Raw genomic sequence first — 15,795 nt, 5'->3', positions numbered from 1 at the left:
AAAATGATAGTAAAAGTTAGAAAAAAAAATAGTAGCTCAAAGATTATAAAAGTAATTATTATAGCTTCACTTTTTTTTGGAATTATCTATATTTCTCTTTTAATTAAAGAAGAAAATATTTTAGCAGTTGAGCTTGAAAAAGCAAAAAAAGATGAAAAAATAGCTCTTCAAGTTGAGCAAGAAAAAAAAGAAAAAGAGAGATTAGATGCTCAAAGAGTTATTTTAATCGAAGTTGAAAAAGTTGTTGATTTAATAGGGCAAAATAACATAAACGATATAAAAATTATAAAAAATAAAGTTATTTATGTTTTAAACCCAAATACAAATATAGATGCCATAACTATTAGATATGGTGCTATGGCACTTATAAAAAAAAGTTTCAAAGAGATTGTAGTAGTAGTTGATTTGGAACATGTTTTAAAAGGTAAATTAGGATGAAAAATATTTTATTTTTATTTATAATATCTTTGTTATTTACATCTTGCGGAGCCTTAACTGAGCCAAAAATTGATTTTACAAAACCACCGCAACAAGTAACAAAAGAGCCACCAGTTGTTAGAAAAAACAAAGGTTCTTTATATTCAGTTCAAGGAACATCACTTTTTGCAGATAAAAAAGATTTACAAGTTGGAGATATAATCCAAGTTGTAATAAGTGAAGGAATTACACAAAAAAGTGATAATAAAAGAGAGTTAACAAGTGATAGAAAGAATGAGTTTGGTGGAGGAATGTTTGCTTCTATGGGTACAGATCCATTAAATAGTACAGTTGGAAGAGTAACAGATAAAGCAAATTCTGTATTTGGAGTAAATTTTAATACAGAAAGTAGTGATAGTGATAAAGGAAAAGTAAAAACTCAAGTAAATGAGAATTTTGATACTAAAATATCAGCTATTATTGATGAAACTTATCAAAATGGTAACTATTTCATAAAAGGAAATAAAGAGGTGATAATTGATGGACAAAAACAAGAGATTGTAATAACAGGAGTTATAAGACCATACGATATAACATCTGATAATTCAGTAAACTCTTCACAAATTGCAAATTTAAAAATGCTTTATAAAAAAGATGGAGCAGAAGCTGATTTACTGCAAGTTCCATGGGGAACAAAAATATTAAGAGCAATATGGCCATTTTAAACTAAAATTAAGAAATGTAATGCAATAATTTTACATATTATAAAAAGGGAGTAAATATGTTTTCTACATTGAGTGTTTCTCAAACAGGGCTTAACACATCAAAGTATGCTATTGATAATGTTAGTAACAATCAAGCAAATAGAAATACTCCAGGATATAAAAAAAGAGTAGCAGATTTAAGCGAAATTAGATTAAATGGTGTTCATATAACTGGTCAAGGTGTAAACTTTGGTGGAATATCAAGAGTTACTTCTCAGTATATGTATGACAAGTTTATGCAAGAGGGAACAAAAGCCAATTATTTGGATAAATCTTCAAATATGCTAGGTGGAATTGAAAAAATTTTTGCAGAAACGAATAGCAGTGGTTTTTCAGTTGATTTAAATAGATATTTTCAGTCTGTTGAGAGTTTAAGAACAAATCCTAGTTCAGAAGTTAATAGAAGTTATATGAAAACTCAGGGTGCTGTTATTGTTGAATCTTTGCAAAACTTATATTCAAGTATAGAAAAACAAGCACAAATAGAAAAGGTTGAATTAAAAACAGATGTAAATAAGGTAAATCAAATTTTAAAAGAGATTGCAGATGTAAATGTCAAAATTGAAAAATATGATCCTTCTGTAAATGATTTATTGGATAAGAGAGATTTACTTGAACTTGAATTATCAAAATTTGTTGATGTTGATATAAATAGAGATGCTGGTTTTTATGAGATAAAAATAGGTGGAGTTGTTGCTGTTAGTAATAATATTTTCCATAAAGAGATACAAATAGAAGATAGATTAACAAATCAAATTGATAAGTTTAATCATATTAGACAGAATGCGGATGGCTCTAGTACCGTTTTTGATGCTTTGAAATATAATTCAGATTTTACACCAAAAGCACCTTATGATGTTGATGATACTATAACTTATAAGTTAAATAATGAGTTTTCTGTGAGTGTTAAGATTGGTGAGTCAATAACTGGAAATTGGGATGGTGATCCAAATACCCCTGATACAACTATGACTGTTGATAATGATAATTTAACAAGAGCATTTATGGTTAAAATAAATAGCGATCAAAACATGAGTAAACTAGTTACTGCTCATAATGGTGAATATACTCTTGATGCAAGTGGTAACAAAATTCCTATGTATCCAAATAGTGATAACTATTTAAAAATAGAGTCAAATTTACCAGGAGTTGACAATGAGTTCACTGGAAGATTTAGTATTGAAAGAAAAACGGGTACGGATGTAGATGGAAGAGAGACTATATACAAAAATGATAAAGAGAGTAAAATTGCTCAAAGTGATACAGTTTTAACTATTTTGGATCAAGATTTGAATTTAAAAAGTGGATCTATGAGAGCTCAAGTTGAGAATTTAGCTACTTCTAATCCAAATAATAAGTTTCAAAAATATTTAGATCAATTGGATCAATTTGCTCAAACTTTAGCTGATGTAAATAGCTCATACATAAGAGTTGGTGAAAATGATTATGTTTATGGAAGAGATGCTTCTGAAGCTCATAATACTGCACCATTCCCACCAAATGGTGGAGATATTGTAAATATGAATTTGTTTAGTGGTTCTAGTATTAAAACATTAAAATTTGATAAAAATGCAGTAAATGATTTGAATCAACAAAACTTGGATTATTTAGCAACTCTTCAGTGGAAAGAGAATTTATCATTCAAGGGTGGAGCACAAAATTCAAACGATTTAAATTCCACTTCTTTTGTAGAGTTTTACAGAAATTTAAAAGTAGGAGTTTCTACTGACAAAGAGGAAGCAAGTTATGGCTTTGAAGTACAAGATGCAATCGCTAATAATCTAGGAACAGCTTATAATGAAGTTGTAAAAGTAAATTCAGATGATGAGATGATAGATTTGATGAAATTTCAAGCAGCATTTAGTGCAAATGCTCAAGTTATTTCAGCAGTTGATGAAATGATACAAACTCTTCTTGGTATGAAGAGATAAAACTTACTAATAAGGAGTAGCAAATGGCAGAAGGAATTTTAGGACTCGGACAAGGTCAAGCAGCCTCACTAAGCAGTGATATGCTAGAAAAATTAAAAGCTGTTGATAGAAAAGCTACAGTTGAACCAATAGAGAAAAAACTTGAAAAGTTTGAAAGTGAAAAAAAAGTTATTTCAGATGTAACAACAAAAGTTAATGAACTTATGGATGCTGTTAAAGTTTTTTCTTTAAATCAAACTACTGGAGCAAATGCTTTTCAACAAAAAAGTGCAAATGTTTCTGGAGAAGGAGTTGTTTTTGATTCAGATGATTTAAGTACTTTAAAAACTGGAAGTATGAGAGTTCAAGTGAGTCAATTAGCACAAAAAGATGTTTGGCAAACAACTACATTTAATAAAGATACGTTAAATCAACCATTAACTGGAAAAGGTACTTTAACTTTATCTTTGGGAGATAAAAACTTTGACCCTATAGAAACAGAAGGTAAAACATATAGTCAGATAGTAGCAGAAATCAATAAAATTAGTGGTGTCCAAGCATCTTTAGTAGAAGATTCAACTGGTAATTTTAGATTATCAATAAAAAGTACTGAAACAGGAACTACAAATAAGATTACAATTGGAGGAGATTCTTCAACTCATTTTGGCTTTACAAATGTTTTATCTGCTCAAGATATGAAATTAAAATCTGATGGAATTGATTATTCATCTAGTTCAAATACTATTACAATTGATGGTTTAAAAATAACAGCAACAAAAGAAACTGGTGATTCAACAATTAATATAGAAAATGATACAACAACTCTTTCAGCTCAAATGAAAAATTTCGCTGATAAGTTTAATGAGTTAAGAGCAACTATTGAAAATGAGATTTATAGTGCTGATGCTAGTGTTGATAATAAAGGTGCTTTAAGAGATATGCTAGCAACTATCAAAAATGAACTTTTTGGAACAGGTTCAGGAGATAAATCTATATTTAGCTTTGGATTTTCACTAGATGAGAAAAGTGGTGATATACTTTTTAATCAAAAAGATTTTGAAGCTTCAATAAAAAATGGAACAGCTGATTTAGAGGCTTTATTTGCAGGAACACCTGATAAAAAAGGAATAGCAACATCTATGGATGAAGCGATTAGTATTAGTGGAGTTACAAAAAATCTTTTGGACTATGAAATAAATATGTTAGAAAGAGAAGAGAGATTAAAAAAAGATAAAGAAGCTGCAGAAACAACTCTTGATAATAGATACTCTCTGATGGCTCAACAATTTGCTTCATATGGAGTTATGATAAATCAAATGGAATCATCGTTTTCTGGTTTAAAAATGCTTATTTTACAATCACAATCTTCGAATTAGGAATATTAAAAAAGGTGGCTTTTAAGCCATCTTGCATTTAAGTAAATATATAATATACTAAAATAAATTGTTTTTGGAGTTAAATTTTATGGGGATTGAGCTATATAATCAACAAAATGCAGTATCAGATGACCCTTATGCTTTGGTTTTAAAACTTTATGAAGGTATAATAAAGTATTTATCCTTTGCAAAAAGTGCAATAAATAATGGTGATGTTGAAAATAAATTTACATATATAAATAAGTCAATTGCAATATTTGATGAACTTAGAAATGTTTTAGATTTTGACGGAGGAGAAGTTGCATACTATTTAGATGGCTTATATTTGTATCAAATAGAGACTCTTTTTAGTGCTGGAGTTGATGATAATCTAAATTCAATCAATCAAGTTATAAAAGTAGTACAAGGATTAATTGACGCATGGAAAGAAGAGACTGGTCTATAAAACTTTTGAAAGAGTTGATTTATATCGATTCTTTAGAATCTTATGAGAAAGCAAATAATTTGGTTTCTTGGTATAGTGAGCATTTTTATAAATCTAGTATAAATGATTTAGATTTGGAAGTAAATGATTTGAAAGTATTAGAAGAGTTATTTTATAGAAATATTAACTTTTTGAAAGAGCAACAAAAAGAAGCTGGTGAAGAGTTGAAAAATATAAAAAAAATGAAGAGTTTTCTAAAACATTAGAAAACTATTTTATGAAATATCCCTCATCAAGATTATTGAATATAATATCTTTTGGAAGTTTTTTTCTAAGCCTTTTTATCAAACTTCTAATTGCATCTAAACTTTTGAAATCTCCATCATATACGACATCTTCTATTAAGGTATAGTTTACACATTTTCCTTGATTACATATTAGAAGATGAAGAAAATTCTTTTCATTTTTTGTCAGTTCAATTTCACTATTATTGAATATAAATTTTTTTGATTCCATATCAAATAATGTCTCATTGTCAAACTTAAAAATATTATTATTTTTTTTAAATTTTGCAAGTTTGAAAAGTAATTCTTGAATATTAAAAGGCTTTTTAATATAGTCATCACATCCTTTTAAATAAGCACCTTTTATTGTATCAATATCAATGTTTGCACTCATAATAAATACAATTGAGTTCTTATTAATCTGTTTTATTTTTTCTAAAAGTAAAATACCATTTAAATTTGGAACAAAAATATCTAGTATAAAAAGCTCATAATCGCCATTTATATTATCAAGTGCAATTTTACCATCATAAAAAGAATCAACAATAAAATTTTCGCTTTCTAGCATATCTTTTATTGATTCATTTAATGCAAAATCATCTTCGAGCAAAAAAATCTTCATAATAATTCTCCCTAAAATTATTAATAATTTAGAATATATCTAAAAGTATTTATAGAGTTTTGACTTAAAACCTCTATTTCAAAATTATATTTTTTACAAATATCACTAACTATTGCTAAGCCCAAACCGTGCCCCCCAGTATTTTTATCTTCTCTTTTATATTTTTTGAATATTCCTTTTGGATTTTCTATTTTAACACCTTTTGAGTGAAATTCAAGGATATTGTCTTTTAAAATTATAGATATAGTTGAACCAATGTTTGAATATTTTATAGCATTTGAAATATTGTTATCAACCAATCTATTTAGCTCAATTTTGCTCATTTTAGGATAAAAATTATTGTAAGCTATAAGTTCAATTTTTCTATTCTGACAATCAGCAATTGTGCTAAAATATTTTACACGATTTTCTAAAGCTCTTTGAAGATTAATTTCAACAATATCGTACTCAATTTTATCTTTTGTATGAAGAAAAGTCATATCTTCATATGAATTTTCTAAAGTTTTCAAAGCTCCATCTATCTTTTTTGTGTATTTATCATCTCCATAAAGTTTCTCTCTTAGTTGAATATTTATTGTAATAATTGATAGTGGAGTTTTTATTTCATGAATAGAGTGAGCAATAAATTTATCTTTATAATTCAAAAGGAGCTCTTTTGTTCTTAGTTTATAAGTTAGATATATAGCAGTTGCTCCAGCAATAAAAACAAAAAATGAAACTAATTTTAGATACAAAATATCTCTACTAAATTTATTCTCATCAAAAACAATACAATATAAAATTTCTGCATCTTTGTAAATTGGACTATTTTGAAGTAAGTAAGCTATGTGAAGCTCATCATTATCAATTTTTTTGTGATATGAAATATAACTATTATTTCCCAATATTCCCAAAAGTTCAGTTCCTTTTTTTAGTCTACCTTCTAACTCTTCTATTGTTTGCTTATGAGAAGGTATAGTTTTAAAAGCAAAGTTTCCAATATAATCATTAGAAATAATATATGAGATAGATTTTTTAATAATAGGAGTATTATTTATAAACTCTTGTATCTCTCTTAACTCACTTATAAACTCATCATAAGAGTATGATAGTTGAAAATATTTACCATCTTTTAAACTAGAAGTAGAGTAACTTACAAATTTTAGAAACTCGAAAGAGTATTCAGGAATTGCTACTTCTATATTGTCATTATTTTCAAATTTCTTAAACTGTTTTTTAAGTAAAGAGAAATCAGTTCCAATATCTGTAAAAATAGAGCTATCTTCTACTATTAAATCTTTATTTAGTATAAAAACTTCAAATTTATTATATTTTAAATCTTTATTTAAAATTGTTTTTATAGTATCAACATCTAAACCATCTTCTAAAAGAGTTAAAGCCATTTTATGTTTCTCTTTTATAAACTCTTTTTTACTATGATACTTTTGCAAAACTTTTGTTAAAAGGGCAGAGCTTTTATCTTTAATTTTGAAAAAAAGTATCTCTTGATTTTTTGAGTTATTTAGTTTTATATTTTCTTGTAGTATAAAATATGCAAATAGTGTAATAAATAAAAAAATTAATATATTTACAAACAATAATGTTGATGATTTTGGTAGTTTTATATTCAATTTTACTCCTGAAAAGATAATTTTACTCAAAATTAGTTTAAATTAGTAATTTTTAAAATAATTGCTAATTTTGCCACTTCATTGACATTTTGCTTATATATAATTATTTTGCCGAAAAGGTTAATAAAAACGAACAAGGAAATTACTTTGAATAGTTCTATTAATATAGGAGATTTCTATATAATAGATTTCTCGTCATCAAATGATTTAGGGGCAAAAACTACTTTTTATGATTATATCGAAGAAGAGTTTGAAGAAGATGATGAAAAAGACTGGATAAAGTTAAATAATAATGTTTTTATTGATATAGAAGGCATACCTTATTCTATATTCATCTAATTTTAAAAGAGAGGTTTTGCCTCTCTTTTTTTTATGCTAAATTTACTTTTTTTTCAGTTTTTATTTTTTCTCTATTTTCTTTAAAGTTTAAGTAAAACTCTATTTCACTAGGAGTTAAAATTTTTATAGTATTTGTACTTCCTGGAATTCCAACAGGATAGCCAACAGTACATATATATAATCCTTTTTTATTTAAAATTTCTCGTTTTTCTAAACTTCTTAACATTCTTTGAATCATTTTTGAAGCTTGAGCCTCTTTTACTGTTGTAATTGGTTCAACTCCCCAAAGAGCAGTTAGACCAGTAAGTGTCTCTTTATCGTGTGCAAAAGTATATAATGGTGTTATTGGTCTATATCTTGACATTTTTCTAGCAGAATTTCCACTACTTGTAAGTGATAAAATACCATCTGCACTTAAATCATCTGCAAGTTTTGTAACTGTTGCTTGAATTACATCAAACTCATCAAGATATGTAAATTTGTATCTTTTTTCGTGGTCAAATATTTTTTCTGTTTGACTTATAATATTATGCATTGTTTCAACAACATTTACAGGGTTTTCTCCAACTGCACTCTCTTCACTTAGCATTACAATATCAGTTCCATCCAAAACAGCATTTGCAACATCTGAAATCTCAGCTCTTGTTGCTCTTTCATTTTGTGTCATTGAAAGAAGCATTTGAGTTGCAGTAATTACAGGAATTCCTTTTGCATTTGATTTTTTTATTAACATTTTTTGAATTGTAGGAACATCATAATATGGAACTTCTATTCCTAAATCTCCCCTTGCAACCATTATCCCATCACTTGCTTCGATAATTTCATCAATATTTGAAACTGCATCAAATTTTTCTATTTTTGCTATTAGTTTACCTTTGTAATCTCCTAAAAGTTCTCTTGCTCTTCTCATATCTTTTGCATTTTGTACAAATGATATTGCAAAATAATCAACTCTATTTTTTACTCCCCAAGCAATATCAGCTTCATCTTTTTTTGTAATAACTTCAATATTTATAACTGTATTTGGAAAATTAACCCCTTTTCTTGAGCTTAAAGTTCCACTATTTTCAATTTGGGCTTTTACATTTGGTGTTACTTCTATTACTTTTGCTCTAATAATTCCATCGTATAAATAGATATATTCATCAACTTTGATTTTTTTTAAAATATCTGGATAATTTATTGAAACAATGTAATCTTTTGAAGCTCTTTTTTCACCTATAATTTCTTTTTCTGAAAATGTTAGAATATCACCACTTTCCAATAAAAATGGTTCTTTTAGTTCTCCAACTCTTATTTTTGGACCAGATATATCTTGAAGTATTCCTACAATCTTTTTTTTATTTTCCATGGCCTGTCTTATGTTGTCTAAAGTTTCTTGGTGATACTCGTGACTTCCATGCGAAAAATTAAGTCTAAACATATTTGCGCCAGCATCAATTAACTTTTCAATCATTTCTAAACTGTTACTTGAAGGTCCTAGTGTTGCTAAAATTTTTGTTTTTTTATCCATAAAATATCTCCTATTTTGATTTTTTATTATATTAAATTATTGATTACTTTTTAATTACAAATTACTATAAAATAGATATAAGATGAATATTAGTATAATTTCGGATAATATTAATAGGAAGAAGATGAAAGTTATTATAAATGGGCAAGATAAAATATTAGAAGATAATTTAAGCCTACAAGAAATTATACAAAATCTGAAGATTGAAGATAAAGTTATGGCTTGTGCTGTAAATATGGATATTGTAAAAAAAGAGAGTTGGAGTAGTTATATACCAAAAAATAATGACACAATAGAGCTTTTAAACTTTGTTGGTGGTGGATGATTTATGAGTCGAGAAAAAGGAGATTTTGCTGAAAAAAGAGCAATATCTTTTTTAATTGACTTAAATTATATGATAATTGAAACAAATTTTTATGCTAAAAAGCTCGGAGAGATTGATATTATTGCAAAAAAAGATAATGTTTATCATTTTTGTGAAGTAAAATCTGCACAGAATTTTGAGTTAGCAGTTCAAAATTTAACAAAATCTAAATTATCAAAAATAAAGAAAAGTGTAGATTATTATTTACAAATAAAAAAACTGAATGTAGCATTTTGTATAGATGCAGTTATTGTAAATGAAGATTCAATTGAGATTTTAGAAAATATTACTATGTAAGAAGACCAAAGGTGAAGGTCGCAGAAACACCTTTGGCTTTATTGTATATACTTTTGCAGTACAAAAGAATTATAATTTATTTTAATAGCAGTAGACTAGCATTTTATAAAAATATTTTTAAAATTTACTTTTAGTGTATTTTTATATATGTAATATTACTTATGGAGAGTTTTTTGTACGAAAAAGAGTTAGAGATTATAAAAAAATCAAATAGATTTAGAAAAAGAGTTGTTTTTAAAAAAGATTTATTTGATCTTGCTTCAAATGATTATCTTGGACTTGCACAAAATAGAAAGCTTTTTAAAAAAGCATTTAAAAGAGTTTATAAATATCATTATTTTTCTCCAAAAGCATCTATGCTTGTAAATGGTTATTCTAAAATTCATAAAAAATTTGAAAATCTACTTTGTAAAGCAAATGGTTTTGAAAAAGGAGTTATTGTTGGAAGTGGATTTTTAGCAAATATCTCTATGATAGAAAGTTTAGTTAGAAAAGGTGACACTCTTTTTATAGATGAAGATTACCATGCAAGTGGGATTTTAGCTTCTAAACTTCTTCCTAAAAATCAAGTTGTAACTTTTTTTCATAATGATGAAAAAGATTTAGAAGAAAAGTTAAAAAATTGTACATCAAAAGGACGAAAAATTGTAGCTATTGAGGGTGTTTACTCAATGAGTGGAAATATTGCAAAAAAAGAGATTTTTGATTTATCAAAAAAATACAATACATTATTGGTTGTTGATGAAGCTCATAGTTCAGGTGTTATTGGTGAGAATCTTTTAGGAATTTTTGATTATTACAATATTAAAATAGAGCGAAATCATATAAAAATGGGAACTTTAGGAAAAGCTTATGGTTCATATGGAGCATATATTTTATCTTCAAAAAATATAATAGATTTCTTACAAAATAGAGCAAAACCAATTATTTATTCGACAGCCCCATCTCTTTTTGATACAGCTTTAGGATACGAAAGTTTAAAATATATTTTAAAAAATAATCATAAACTAAAGCAAAAAATTAAGGAGAACTTAAGTATAATCCAAAGCTATTTAGGAATAAGCTCTAAATCGCTTATAATTCCAATACTAGTAAATGACAATAAAAAAGTTTTAAAGATACAAAAGTTCTTAAAAGAAAATGGCTTTTTAGTTGGTGCTATAAGGCAACCAACAGTTAAAAAGGCGATTATTCGGCTCATCGCAAAGATTGATATAAATTCTGATGAGTTGAAAAAAGCTTGCAATTTAATAAAGGATTTAAATGCAAATAAATGATTTAATCAAAGGTAATAAAAAATTTAGAGAAGTTAGATTTTCGAAGTATGAGACAGATTTAAAACAATTATCAAAAGAGGGTCAAAATCCAGATATTTTGTTTATTGGTTGTAGTGATAGTAGAGTTACACCAGAGTTGGTTTTGGATACAAGACCTGGTGATATGTTTACCCTTAGAAATGTTGGAAATTTTGTTCCACCATATAATCCTGATGAAGATTTTCATGGAACAAGTGCAGTTATTGAGTATGCTGTAAATGTTTTGGAAGTTAAACATATTATTGTTTGTGGGCACTCTCATTGTGGAGCTTGTAAGAGTTTATATCAAGATTTAGGAGATAGTCCTGATTTGATAAATGTTAAAAAATGGCTAGAATTAGGTAAAAAAGCAAAAGAGTACACACTTTTGGCAACACTTGATAAAAATGATAAAGAACAACTATATAGAACAACTGAAAAAGTATCTATTGTTTATCAAATGGAAAACCTTCTTTCTTTTCCATATATTGTGAGAAGAATAAAAGAAGGAACACTTCAAATTCATGGTTGGTACTATAAAATAGAAAATGGAAGTATTGAATTTTATGATGGAAGTGATTGTACATTTAAACCACTAGAAGAGTTTAGAAATGAGTTATGAAACAAGAAAATTACCTAAAAAAACTATTGTTATAATATCTATTATTATTGCTTTAGGAGTATTTATATTTATTTGGTTGGAACTATTAAAAAATCAAAAGTTCAATGAAGTTTTAAGTGACTTAGGACATAAAGATATAAAAAATCTAAAAGTAGTAAATAGAATTAATGTTGAAGATACTATAACTAAAGAAAAAAGTTATGTTTATAAACTAACATTTTTTGATAAGACTTTAAATAAAACTTGTATAGGTTTTGTATCTAAACAAAAAGATAAAACATATACAAAAGATTTTGATTGTAAATAAGAGGATAATATGACTTTAATTGAAAAATTAGAAAATGGTACTAGGTTAAACTATGAAGATGGAGTTAAACTTTTTGACTTAGATGTTTTAACTTTGGGACATTATGCAAATAAAATAAGAGTTTCAAAACATCAAAAAAAGACATATTTTAATATAAATAGACATATAAACCCAACAAATATTTGTAAAGATGTTTGTCAATTTTGTGCATATAGTGCAAGTAGAAAAAATCCAGACCAATATGCTTTAAGTCATGAAGAGATTTTAGAAACTGTAAAAAACTCATCTAAAAATGGAATAAAAGAGGTTCATATAGTTTCTGCTCACAATCCACACACTGGGTTAGAGTGGTATATGGATATATTTAAAAAAATTAAAAAAGATTTCCCAAATATACATATAAAAGCTCTTACAGCTGCTGAAATTCATTTTTTAAGTACACAGTATAATTTAAGTTATGAAGAGCTTATTGATACTATGATTAAAAGTGGTGTGGATTCAATGCCAGGTGGTGGAGCTGAGATTTTTGATGAAACTGTTAGAAAAAGAATTTGCGGAGGAAAAGTAAGCTCAAATCAATGGTTAGAAATTCATAAACTTTGGCACAATAAAGGTAAAAAAAGTAATGCTACAATGCTTTTTGGACATATTGAAACAAGAGAAAATAGAGTTGATCATATTTTAAGATTAAGAGAACTTCAAGATATTACAGGTGGATTTAATGCTTTTATTCCTTTAGTTTTTCAAACAGAAAATAACTATTTAAAAGTAAAAGAGCCAGTAACTGCAAATGAGATCCTAAAAACTTATGCGGTTTCAAGAATTTTACTTGATAATATTCCAAATATTAAAGCATATTGGGCTACTTCAACTGTAAAATTAGCTCTTATAGCTCAAGAATTTGGTGCAAATGATGTTGATGGAACAATTGAAAAAGAATCAATACAAAGTGCAGCTGGGGCAAAAAGTAAACATGGAGTTGCTCAAAATGAGTTTGTTGACTTAATAAAAAACTCTGGATTTACTCCAGTTGAGAGGGATAGTATTTATAATGAACTAAAAATTTATTAAAATTTATTTAATAAATTTTAGTTCCCAAGATATTAAATACAGCAACCATTTCCGCAGCAAGAGCTAATAGGTTCATCTTTGTAAAATTTTATTACCAAATTATTAAACATCTCTTGTATTTGAAAATTATGTTTTTTACAAAAAGTTTTATTCATAATATTTTTTATTTCAATTGCTTTAAAAAGAGCATCATCTTTTGAAGAGAACTCAAAGCTTCCATTTAAATTACTATTTAAAAAACATTTACATTTATCTTGAATTAATATTTTATACATTTTTTTACCTTTAAATTTTTAAAGAGGAAAGCTTATCAGAAAATTTATTAAAGCAACAAAATAGCAAAAAAAAGTTAGAATAAAGGATTAATAATTACGGGGGAATATATGCATATTACAAATCTACTATCACAATATTTTGGTAAATTTGCTAAAAAAGAGTTTCCAAAACCTATTCAAGAGTTCATAAATGGTGCTTATACAAAATTTATGAAACTAGATTTAAAAGAGTTTAAAAATTCAAAACATTACAAATCTTTAAATGAACTTTTTACAAGAGATTTGATAATAAAAAGAGAGATAGATAGTTCGAAAGATATTTTTATTTCTCCAACAGATAGTTTAATTACTGAGTGTGGGAAGTTAAAAAATGATACAGCTTTACAAATAAAAGGTATGGAATATAGTGTTGAAGAGCTTCTTACTTATTATTGTAGAGATAATTTCTCAAAAGTAGAAAATGGTGATTTTATGAACTTTTATTTATCGCCAAAAGATTACCATAGGTACCATTCTCCAGTTGATTTTAAGTTAAAAAAACTAATTCATGTACCTGGAAAACTATATCCTGTAAACTTAAAATATCTGAACAAAGAGATTGAACTTTTTGTTCAAAATGAAAGAGTTGTTTTGGAGTGTGAAAAAGATGGAAAAATCTTTTATATGATTTTTGTTGGAGCTTTAAATGTTGGGCAAATGGTATTTGAATTTGAGCCAAGAGTTGAAACAAATAAAGATACAAAAGAGATAAAAGTTTATACATATGAGAATATTGAAATTTCAAAAGCTGACTGTTTAGGTTATTTTAAAATGGGATCTACAGTTGTAATGATTTGGGAAAAAGATTTTGTAGTTTTAGAGGATTTATTAAACCAAAATGTAAAATTTGGTCAAAAAATTGCAAAATATTGATTTGTTAAATACTCTCTTATTTGCAACTACATTTTTAGCAGTTGTTTTTATAATTTTATATATAAAACAGTTAAAAAATGAAAAAAATATTTGTAAACAAGTTATTGATAGTGCAAAAAAAGAGGTAGAAGAGAGACTTTATAAAGATGAACTTACAGGTCTTAAAAATAGAAAATCTCTTGAAGATAGTATAAAAGGAAAAGATTCTGTTGTTGCTATTTTACTTGATGTAGATGCTTTTGAAGATTTAAATGAACTTTATGGATTTATAAATGCTGAAGAAGTTTTAAAAGAGTTGTCAAATATTTTAAAAGGTTTTGAAAAAACTCACAATGTTGTTGCATATAGATTAAGTGGTGATATTTTTGCCCTTACAAATATAAGCAATATACCATTTGAAGAGATTTTTATCTTAATTGAAGAGTTAAATAAGACTTTTTTAAATCGAAAAATTTTTGTTGATAAACTGAAAGTTGATATTGTTGTATCTATGACAATTGGAATTTCAATTTTTCAAGAAGAGCCTATATTAACTGCAGCTATGGCTTTGAAAAAAGCAAAATCATTAAATCAAAGTTGTTTTGTTTATAATAATGAACTTGATTCCAAAGAGCTTATCATACAATCACTTTACTGGAGAGAAAAGATAAAAAAAGCAGTTGATGAAGATAAAATCATACCTTTTTATCAACGAATAGTAAATAGAAACCAAGAAGTAATAAAATATGAATCTTTGATGAGAATAAGAGATTTTGATTACAATAATGAACCTGTTATTGTTACTCCCGATAAGTTTTTAGGAATTTCATTTAAGACAAAACAGTATTTAGAACTTTCAAGAATTATTATCTCAAAAAGTTTAGATAATCTTTTGAAAACTCAAAAAAATATAACTATAAACTTGAGTTTCAAAGATATTTTGAATTATGAATTTATAGATTATTTAGATAATGTTTTGGAAAAATTAAAGTTTGAAGATAGAACTAGGCTAGTTTTTGAAATCTTAGAGAGTGAAAATTTGAGTGATTATGATTTTCTAGAAGAGTTTGTTTTGAAATATAAAAAACTAGGTTGTAAAATAGCAATAGATGATTTTGGAAGTGGGTATTCAAATTTTATTAGAATAATTAGACTTAAACCTGATTATTTAAAAATTGACGGAAGTCTAATAAAAAATATAGATAAAGATAATAACTCTTATGAGATTGTAAAATCAATAATTGCTTTTAGTAAAACTTTAAAAATTAAAACTATTGCTGAATATGTGCATAGTGAAGAAATATTTAATCTTTTACTTGAATTGGATGTAGATGAATTCCAAGGTTACTATTTTGGAAAACCAGATGAAGAATTTTCATAAATTAATCTTCTAAAAAGTATTTTTTGGATAAAT

General features: G+C 26.4%; 19 protein-coding genes. 15 read left to right on the top strand and 4 right to left on the bottom strand.

Annotated elements, in window-relative coordinates; all coding sequences use genetic code 11:
• Window positions 1–3: 3 nt before the first annotated feature.
• From ACRYA_RS08885 to ACRYA_RS08860, 6 genes are all read left to right on the top strand, one after another.
• Window positions 4–438 carry a hypothetical protein gene (locus ACRYA_RS08885; RefSeq protein WP_105916846.1) on the top strand — a complete coding sequence of 145 codons (435 nt, stop codon included), beginning with the start codon at window positions 4–6 and terminating at the stop codon, window positions 436–438.
• Window positions 435–1,142, top strand: a complete 708-nt coding sequence (locus ACRYA_RS08880) for a flagellar basal body L-ring protein FlgH (protein WP_105916845.1) — start codon at window positions 435–437, stop codon at window positions 1,140–1,142. The genes ACRYA_RS08885 and ACRYA_RS08880 overlap by 4 nt, the downstream gene beginning before the upstream one ends.
• A 56-nt stretch (window positions 1,143–1,198) precedes the next feature.
• Window positions 1,199–3,112 (top strand): flagellar hook-associated protein FlgK, encoded by a 1,914-nt coding sequence (locus ACRYA_RS08875; protein ID WP_105916844.1) that lies wholly within the window; start codon window positions 1,199–1,201, stop codon window positions 3,110–3,112.
• 23 nt (window positions 3,113–3,135) lie between these two features.
• Complete coding sequence (gene fliD / locus ACRYA_RS08870) at window positions 3,136–4,467, top strand: flagellar filament capping protein FliD (RefSeq protein ID WP_105916843.1); 1,332 nt, start codon at window positions 3,136–3,138, stop codon at window positions 4,465–4,467.
• 88 nt (window positions 4,468–4,555) lie between these two features.
• On the top strand, window positions 4,556–4,912 hold the full coding sequence (fliS, locus tag ACRYA_RS08865; RefSeq protein ID WP_105916842.1) for a flagellar export chaperone FliS: 357 nt from the start codon (window positions 4,556–4,558) through the stop codon (window positions 4,910–4,912).
• Entirely contained in the window at window positions 4,888–5,157 is a 270-nt protein-coding gene (locus ACRYA_RS08860) for a hypothetical protein (RefSeq protein WP_105916841.1), read from the top strand. Before fliS ends, ACRYA_RS08860 begins: the two co-directional genes overlap by 25 nt.
• Window positions 5,158–5,161: 4 nt before the next feature.
• Here the strand turns inward: ACRYA_RS08860 and ACRYA_RS08855 are convergent, their stop codons facing one another.
• Window positions 5,162–5,797, bottom strand: coding sequence for a response regulator transcription factor (locus ACRYA_RS08855; protein WP_105916840.1), 636 nt, complete (start codon window positions 5,795–5,797; stop codon window positions 5,162–5,164).
• Between the two features lie 20 nt (window positions 5,798–5,817).
• Window positions 5,818–7,407: a sensor histidine kinase gene (locus ACRYA_RS08850; RefSeq protein WP_105916839.1), complete on the bottom strand. Its 1,590-nt coding sequence runs from the start codon at window positions 7,405–7,407 to the stop codon at window positions 5,818–5,820.
• Window positions 7,408–7,554: 147 nt separating this feature from the next.
• On the opposite strand from ACRYA_RS08850, the gene ACRYA_RS08845 reads away from it, so the two are divergent.
• On the top strand, window positions 7,555–7,746 hold the full coding sequence (locus tag ACRYA_RS08845) for a hypothetical protein (protein WP_105916838.1): 192 nt from the start codon (window positions 7,555–7,557) through the stop codon (window positions 7,744–7,746).
• Between the two features lie 31 nt (window positions 7,747–7,777).
• Here ACRYA_RS08845 and pyk read toward each other — a convergent pair whose 3' ends face one another.
• Entirely contained in the window at window positions 7,778–9,259 is a 1,482-nt protein-coding gene (gene pyk / locus ACRYA_RS08840) for a pyruvate kinase (protein ID WP_105916837.1), read from the bottom strand.
• A gap of 124 nt (window positions 9,260–9,383) precedes the next feature.
• Here pyk and thiS point away from each other — a divergent pair, with 124 nt between their 5' ends.
• The 6 genes from thiS (at window position 9,384) to mqnE (ending at window position 13,215) form a co-directional block, all read left to right on the top strand.
• On the top strand, window positions 9,384–9,584 hold the full coding sequence (gene thiS, locus ACRYA_RS08835) for a sulfur carrier protein ThiS (RefSeq protein ID WP_105916836.1): 201 nt from the start codon (window positions 9,384–9,386) through the stop codon (window positions 9,582–9,584).
• 3 nt (window positions 9,585–9,587) lie between these two features.
• The gene (locus tag ACRYA_RS08830; protein WP_105916835.1) at window positions 9,588–9,920 is read left to right on the top strand and encodes a YraN family protein; all 333 of its coding nucleotides are present in this window, start codon (window positions 9,588–9,590) and stop codon (window positions 9,918–9,920) included.
• A 173-nt stretch (window positions 9,921–10,093) separates the two neighbouring features.
• A complete protein-coding gene (locus ACRYA_RS08825; protein ID WP_176549267.1) occupies window positions 10,094–11,197 on the top strand; it encodes an aminotransferase class I/II-fold pyridoxal phosphate-dependent enzyme in 1,104 nt (367 codons plus the stop codon).
• The gene (locus ACRYA_RS08820; protein WP_105916833.1) at window positions 11,184–11,837 is read left to right on the top strand and encodes a carbonic anhydrase; all 654 of its coding nucleotides are present in this window, start codon (window positions 11,184–11,186) and stop codon (window positions 11,835–11,837) included. Before ACRYA_RS08825 ends, ACRYA_RS08820 begins: the two co-directional genes overlap by 14 nt.
• Window positions 11,827–12,144 carry a hypothetical protein gene (locus ACRYA_RS08815; protein WP_105916832.1) on the top strand — a complete coding sequence of 106 codons (318 nt, stop codon included), beginning with the start codon at window positions 11,827–11,829 and terminating at the stop codon, window positions 12,142–12,144. Before ACRYA_RS08820 ends, ACRYA_RS08815 begins: the two co-directional genes overlap by 11 nt.
• A 9-nt stretch (window positions 12,145–12,153) precedes the next feature.
• Window positions 12,154–13,215 carry an aminofutalosine synthase MqnE gene (gene mqnE / locus ACRYA_RS08810; protein ID WP_105916831.1) on the top strand — a complete coding sequence of 354 codons (1,062 nt, stop codon included), beginning with the start codon at window positions 12,154–12,156 and terminating at the stop codon, window positions 13,213–13,215.
• Between the two features lie 32 nt (window positions 13,216–13,247).
• Here the strand turns inward: mqnE and ACRYA_RS08805 are convergent, their stop codons facing one another.
• Entirely contained in the window at window positions 13,248–13,490 is a 243-nt protein-coding gene (locus tag ACRYA_RS08805; RefSeq protein ID WP_105916830.1) for a hypothetical protein, read from the bottom strand.
• A gap of 108 nt (window positions 13,491–13,598) precedes the next feature.
• Between ACRYA_RS08805 and ACRYA_RS08800 the strand changes: the two genes are divergently transcribed.
• Window positions 13,599–14,402: a phosphatidylserine decarboxylase gene (locus ACRYA_RS08800; protein WP_105916829.1), complete on the top strand. Its 804-nt coding sequence runs from the start codon at window positions 13,599–13,601 to the stop codon at window positions 14,400–14,402.
• A complete protein-coding gene (locus tag ACRYA_RS08795) occupies window positions 14,389–15,762 on the top strand; it encodes an EAL domain-containing protein (RefSeq protein ID WP_170144481.1) in 1,374 nt (457 codons plus the stop codon). The genes ACRYA_RS08800 and ACRYA_RS08795 overlap by 14 nt, the downstream gene beginning before the upstream one ends.
• Window positions 15,763–15,795 lie beyond the last annotated feature (33 nt).

The sequence above is a fragment of the Aliarcobacter cryaerophilus ATCC 43158 genome (assembly GCF_003660105.1).
Classification (GTDB): Bacteria; Campylobacterota; Campylobacteria; order Campylobacterales; family Arcobacteraceae; genus Aliarcobacter; species Aliarcobacter cryaerophilus.
Note: the sequence above shows the minus strand (reverse complement) of the source record. Positions and strands in the feature narration are given on the sequence as shown.

What these genes read in the sequence shown, in the direction of transcription:
- ACRYA_RS08885 (WP_105916846.1), top strand. Translation starts at nt 4, where the DNA reads ATGATAGTAAAAGTTAGAAAAAAAAATAGTAGCTCAAAGATTATAAAA.
- ACRYA_RS08880 (WP_105916845.1), top strand. Translation starts at nt 435, where the DNA reads ATGAAAAATATTTTATTTTTATTTATAATATCTTTGTTATTTACATCT.
- ACRYA_RS08875 (WP_105916844.1), top strand. Translation starts at nt 1,199, where the DNA reads ATGTTTTCTACATTGAGTGTTTCTCAAACAGGGCTTAACACATCAAAG.
- fliD (WP_105916843.1), top strand. Translation starts at nt 3,136, where the DNA reads ATGGCAGAAGGAATTTTAGGACTCGGACAAGGTCAAGCAGCCTCACTA.
- fliS (WP_105916842.1), top strand. Translation starts at nt 4,556, where the DNA reads ATGGGGATTGAGCTATATAATCAACAAAATGCAGTATCAGATGACCCT.
- ACRYA_RS08860 (WP_105916841.1), top strand. Translation starts at nt 4,888, where the DNA reads ATGGAAAGAAGAGACTGGTCTATAAAACTTTTGAAAGAGTTGATTTAT.
- ACRYA_RS08855 (WP_105916840.1), bottom strand. Translation starts at nt 5,797, where the DNA reads ATGAAGATTTTTTTGCTCGAAGATGATTTTGCATTAAATGAATCAATA.
- pyk (WP_105916837.1), bottom strand. Translation starts at nt 9,259, where the DNA reads ATGGATAAAAAAACAAAAATTTTAGCAACACTAGGACCTTCAAGTAAC.
- thiS (WP_105916836.1), top strand. Translation starts at nt 9,384, where the DNA reads ATGAAAGTTATTATAAATGGGCAAGATAAAATATTAGAAGATAATTTA.
- ACRYA_RS08830 (WP_105916835.1), top strand. Translation starts at nt 9,588, where the DNA reads ATGAGTCGAGAAAAAGGAGATTTTGCTGAAAAAAGAGCAATATCTTTT.
- ACRYA_RS08820 (WP_105916833.1), top strand. Translation starts at nt 11,184, where the DNA reads ATGCAAATAAATGATTTAATCAAAGGTAATAAAAAATTTAGAGAAGTT.
- ACRYA_RS08815 (WP_105916832.1), top strand. Translation starts at nt 11,827, where the DNA reads ATGAGTTATGAAACAAGAAAATTACCTAAAAAAACTATTGTTATAATA.
- mqnE (WP_105916831.1), top strand. Translation starts at nt 12,154, where the DNA reads ATGACTTTAATTGAAAAATTAGAAAATGGTACTAGGTTAAACTATGAA.
- ACRYA_RS08805 (WP_105916830.1), bottom strand. Translation starts at nt 13,490, where the DNA reads ATGTATAAAATATTAATTCAAGATAAATGTAAATGTTTTTTAAATAGT.
- ACRYA_RS08800 (WP_105916829.1), top strand. Translation starts at nt 13,599, where the DNA reads ATGCATATTACAAATCTACTATCACAATATTTTGGTAAATTTGCTAAA.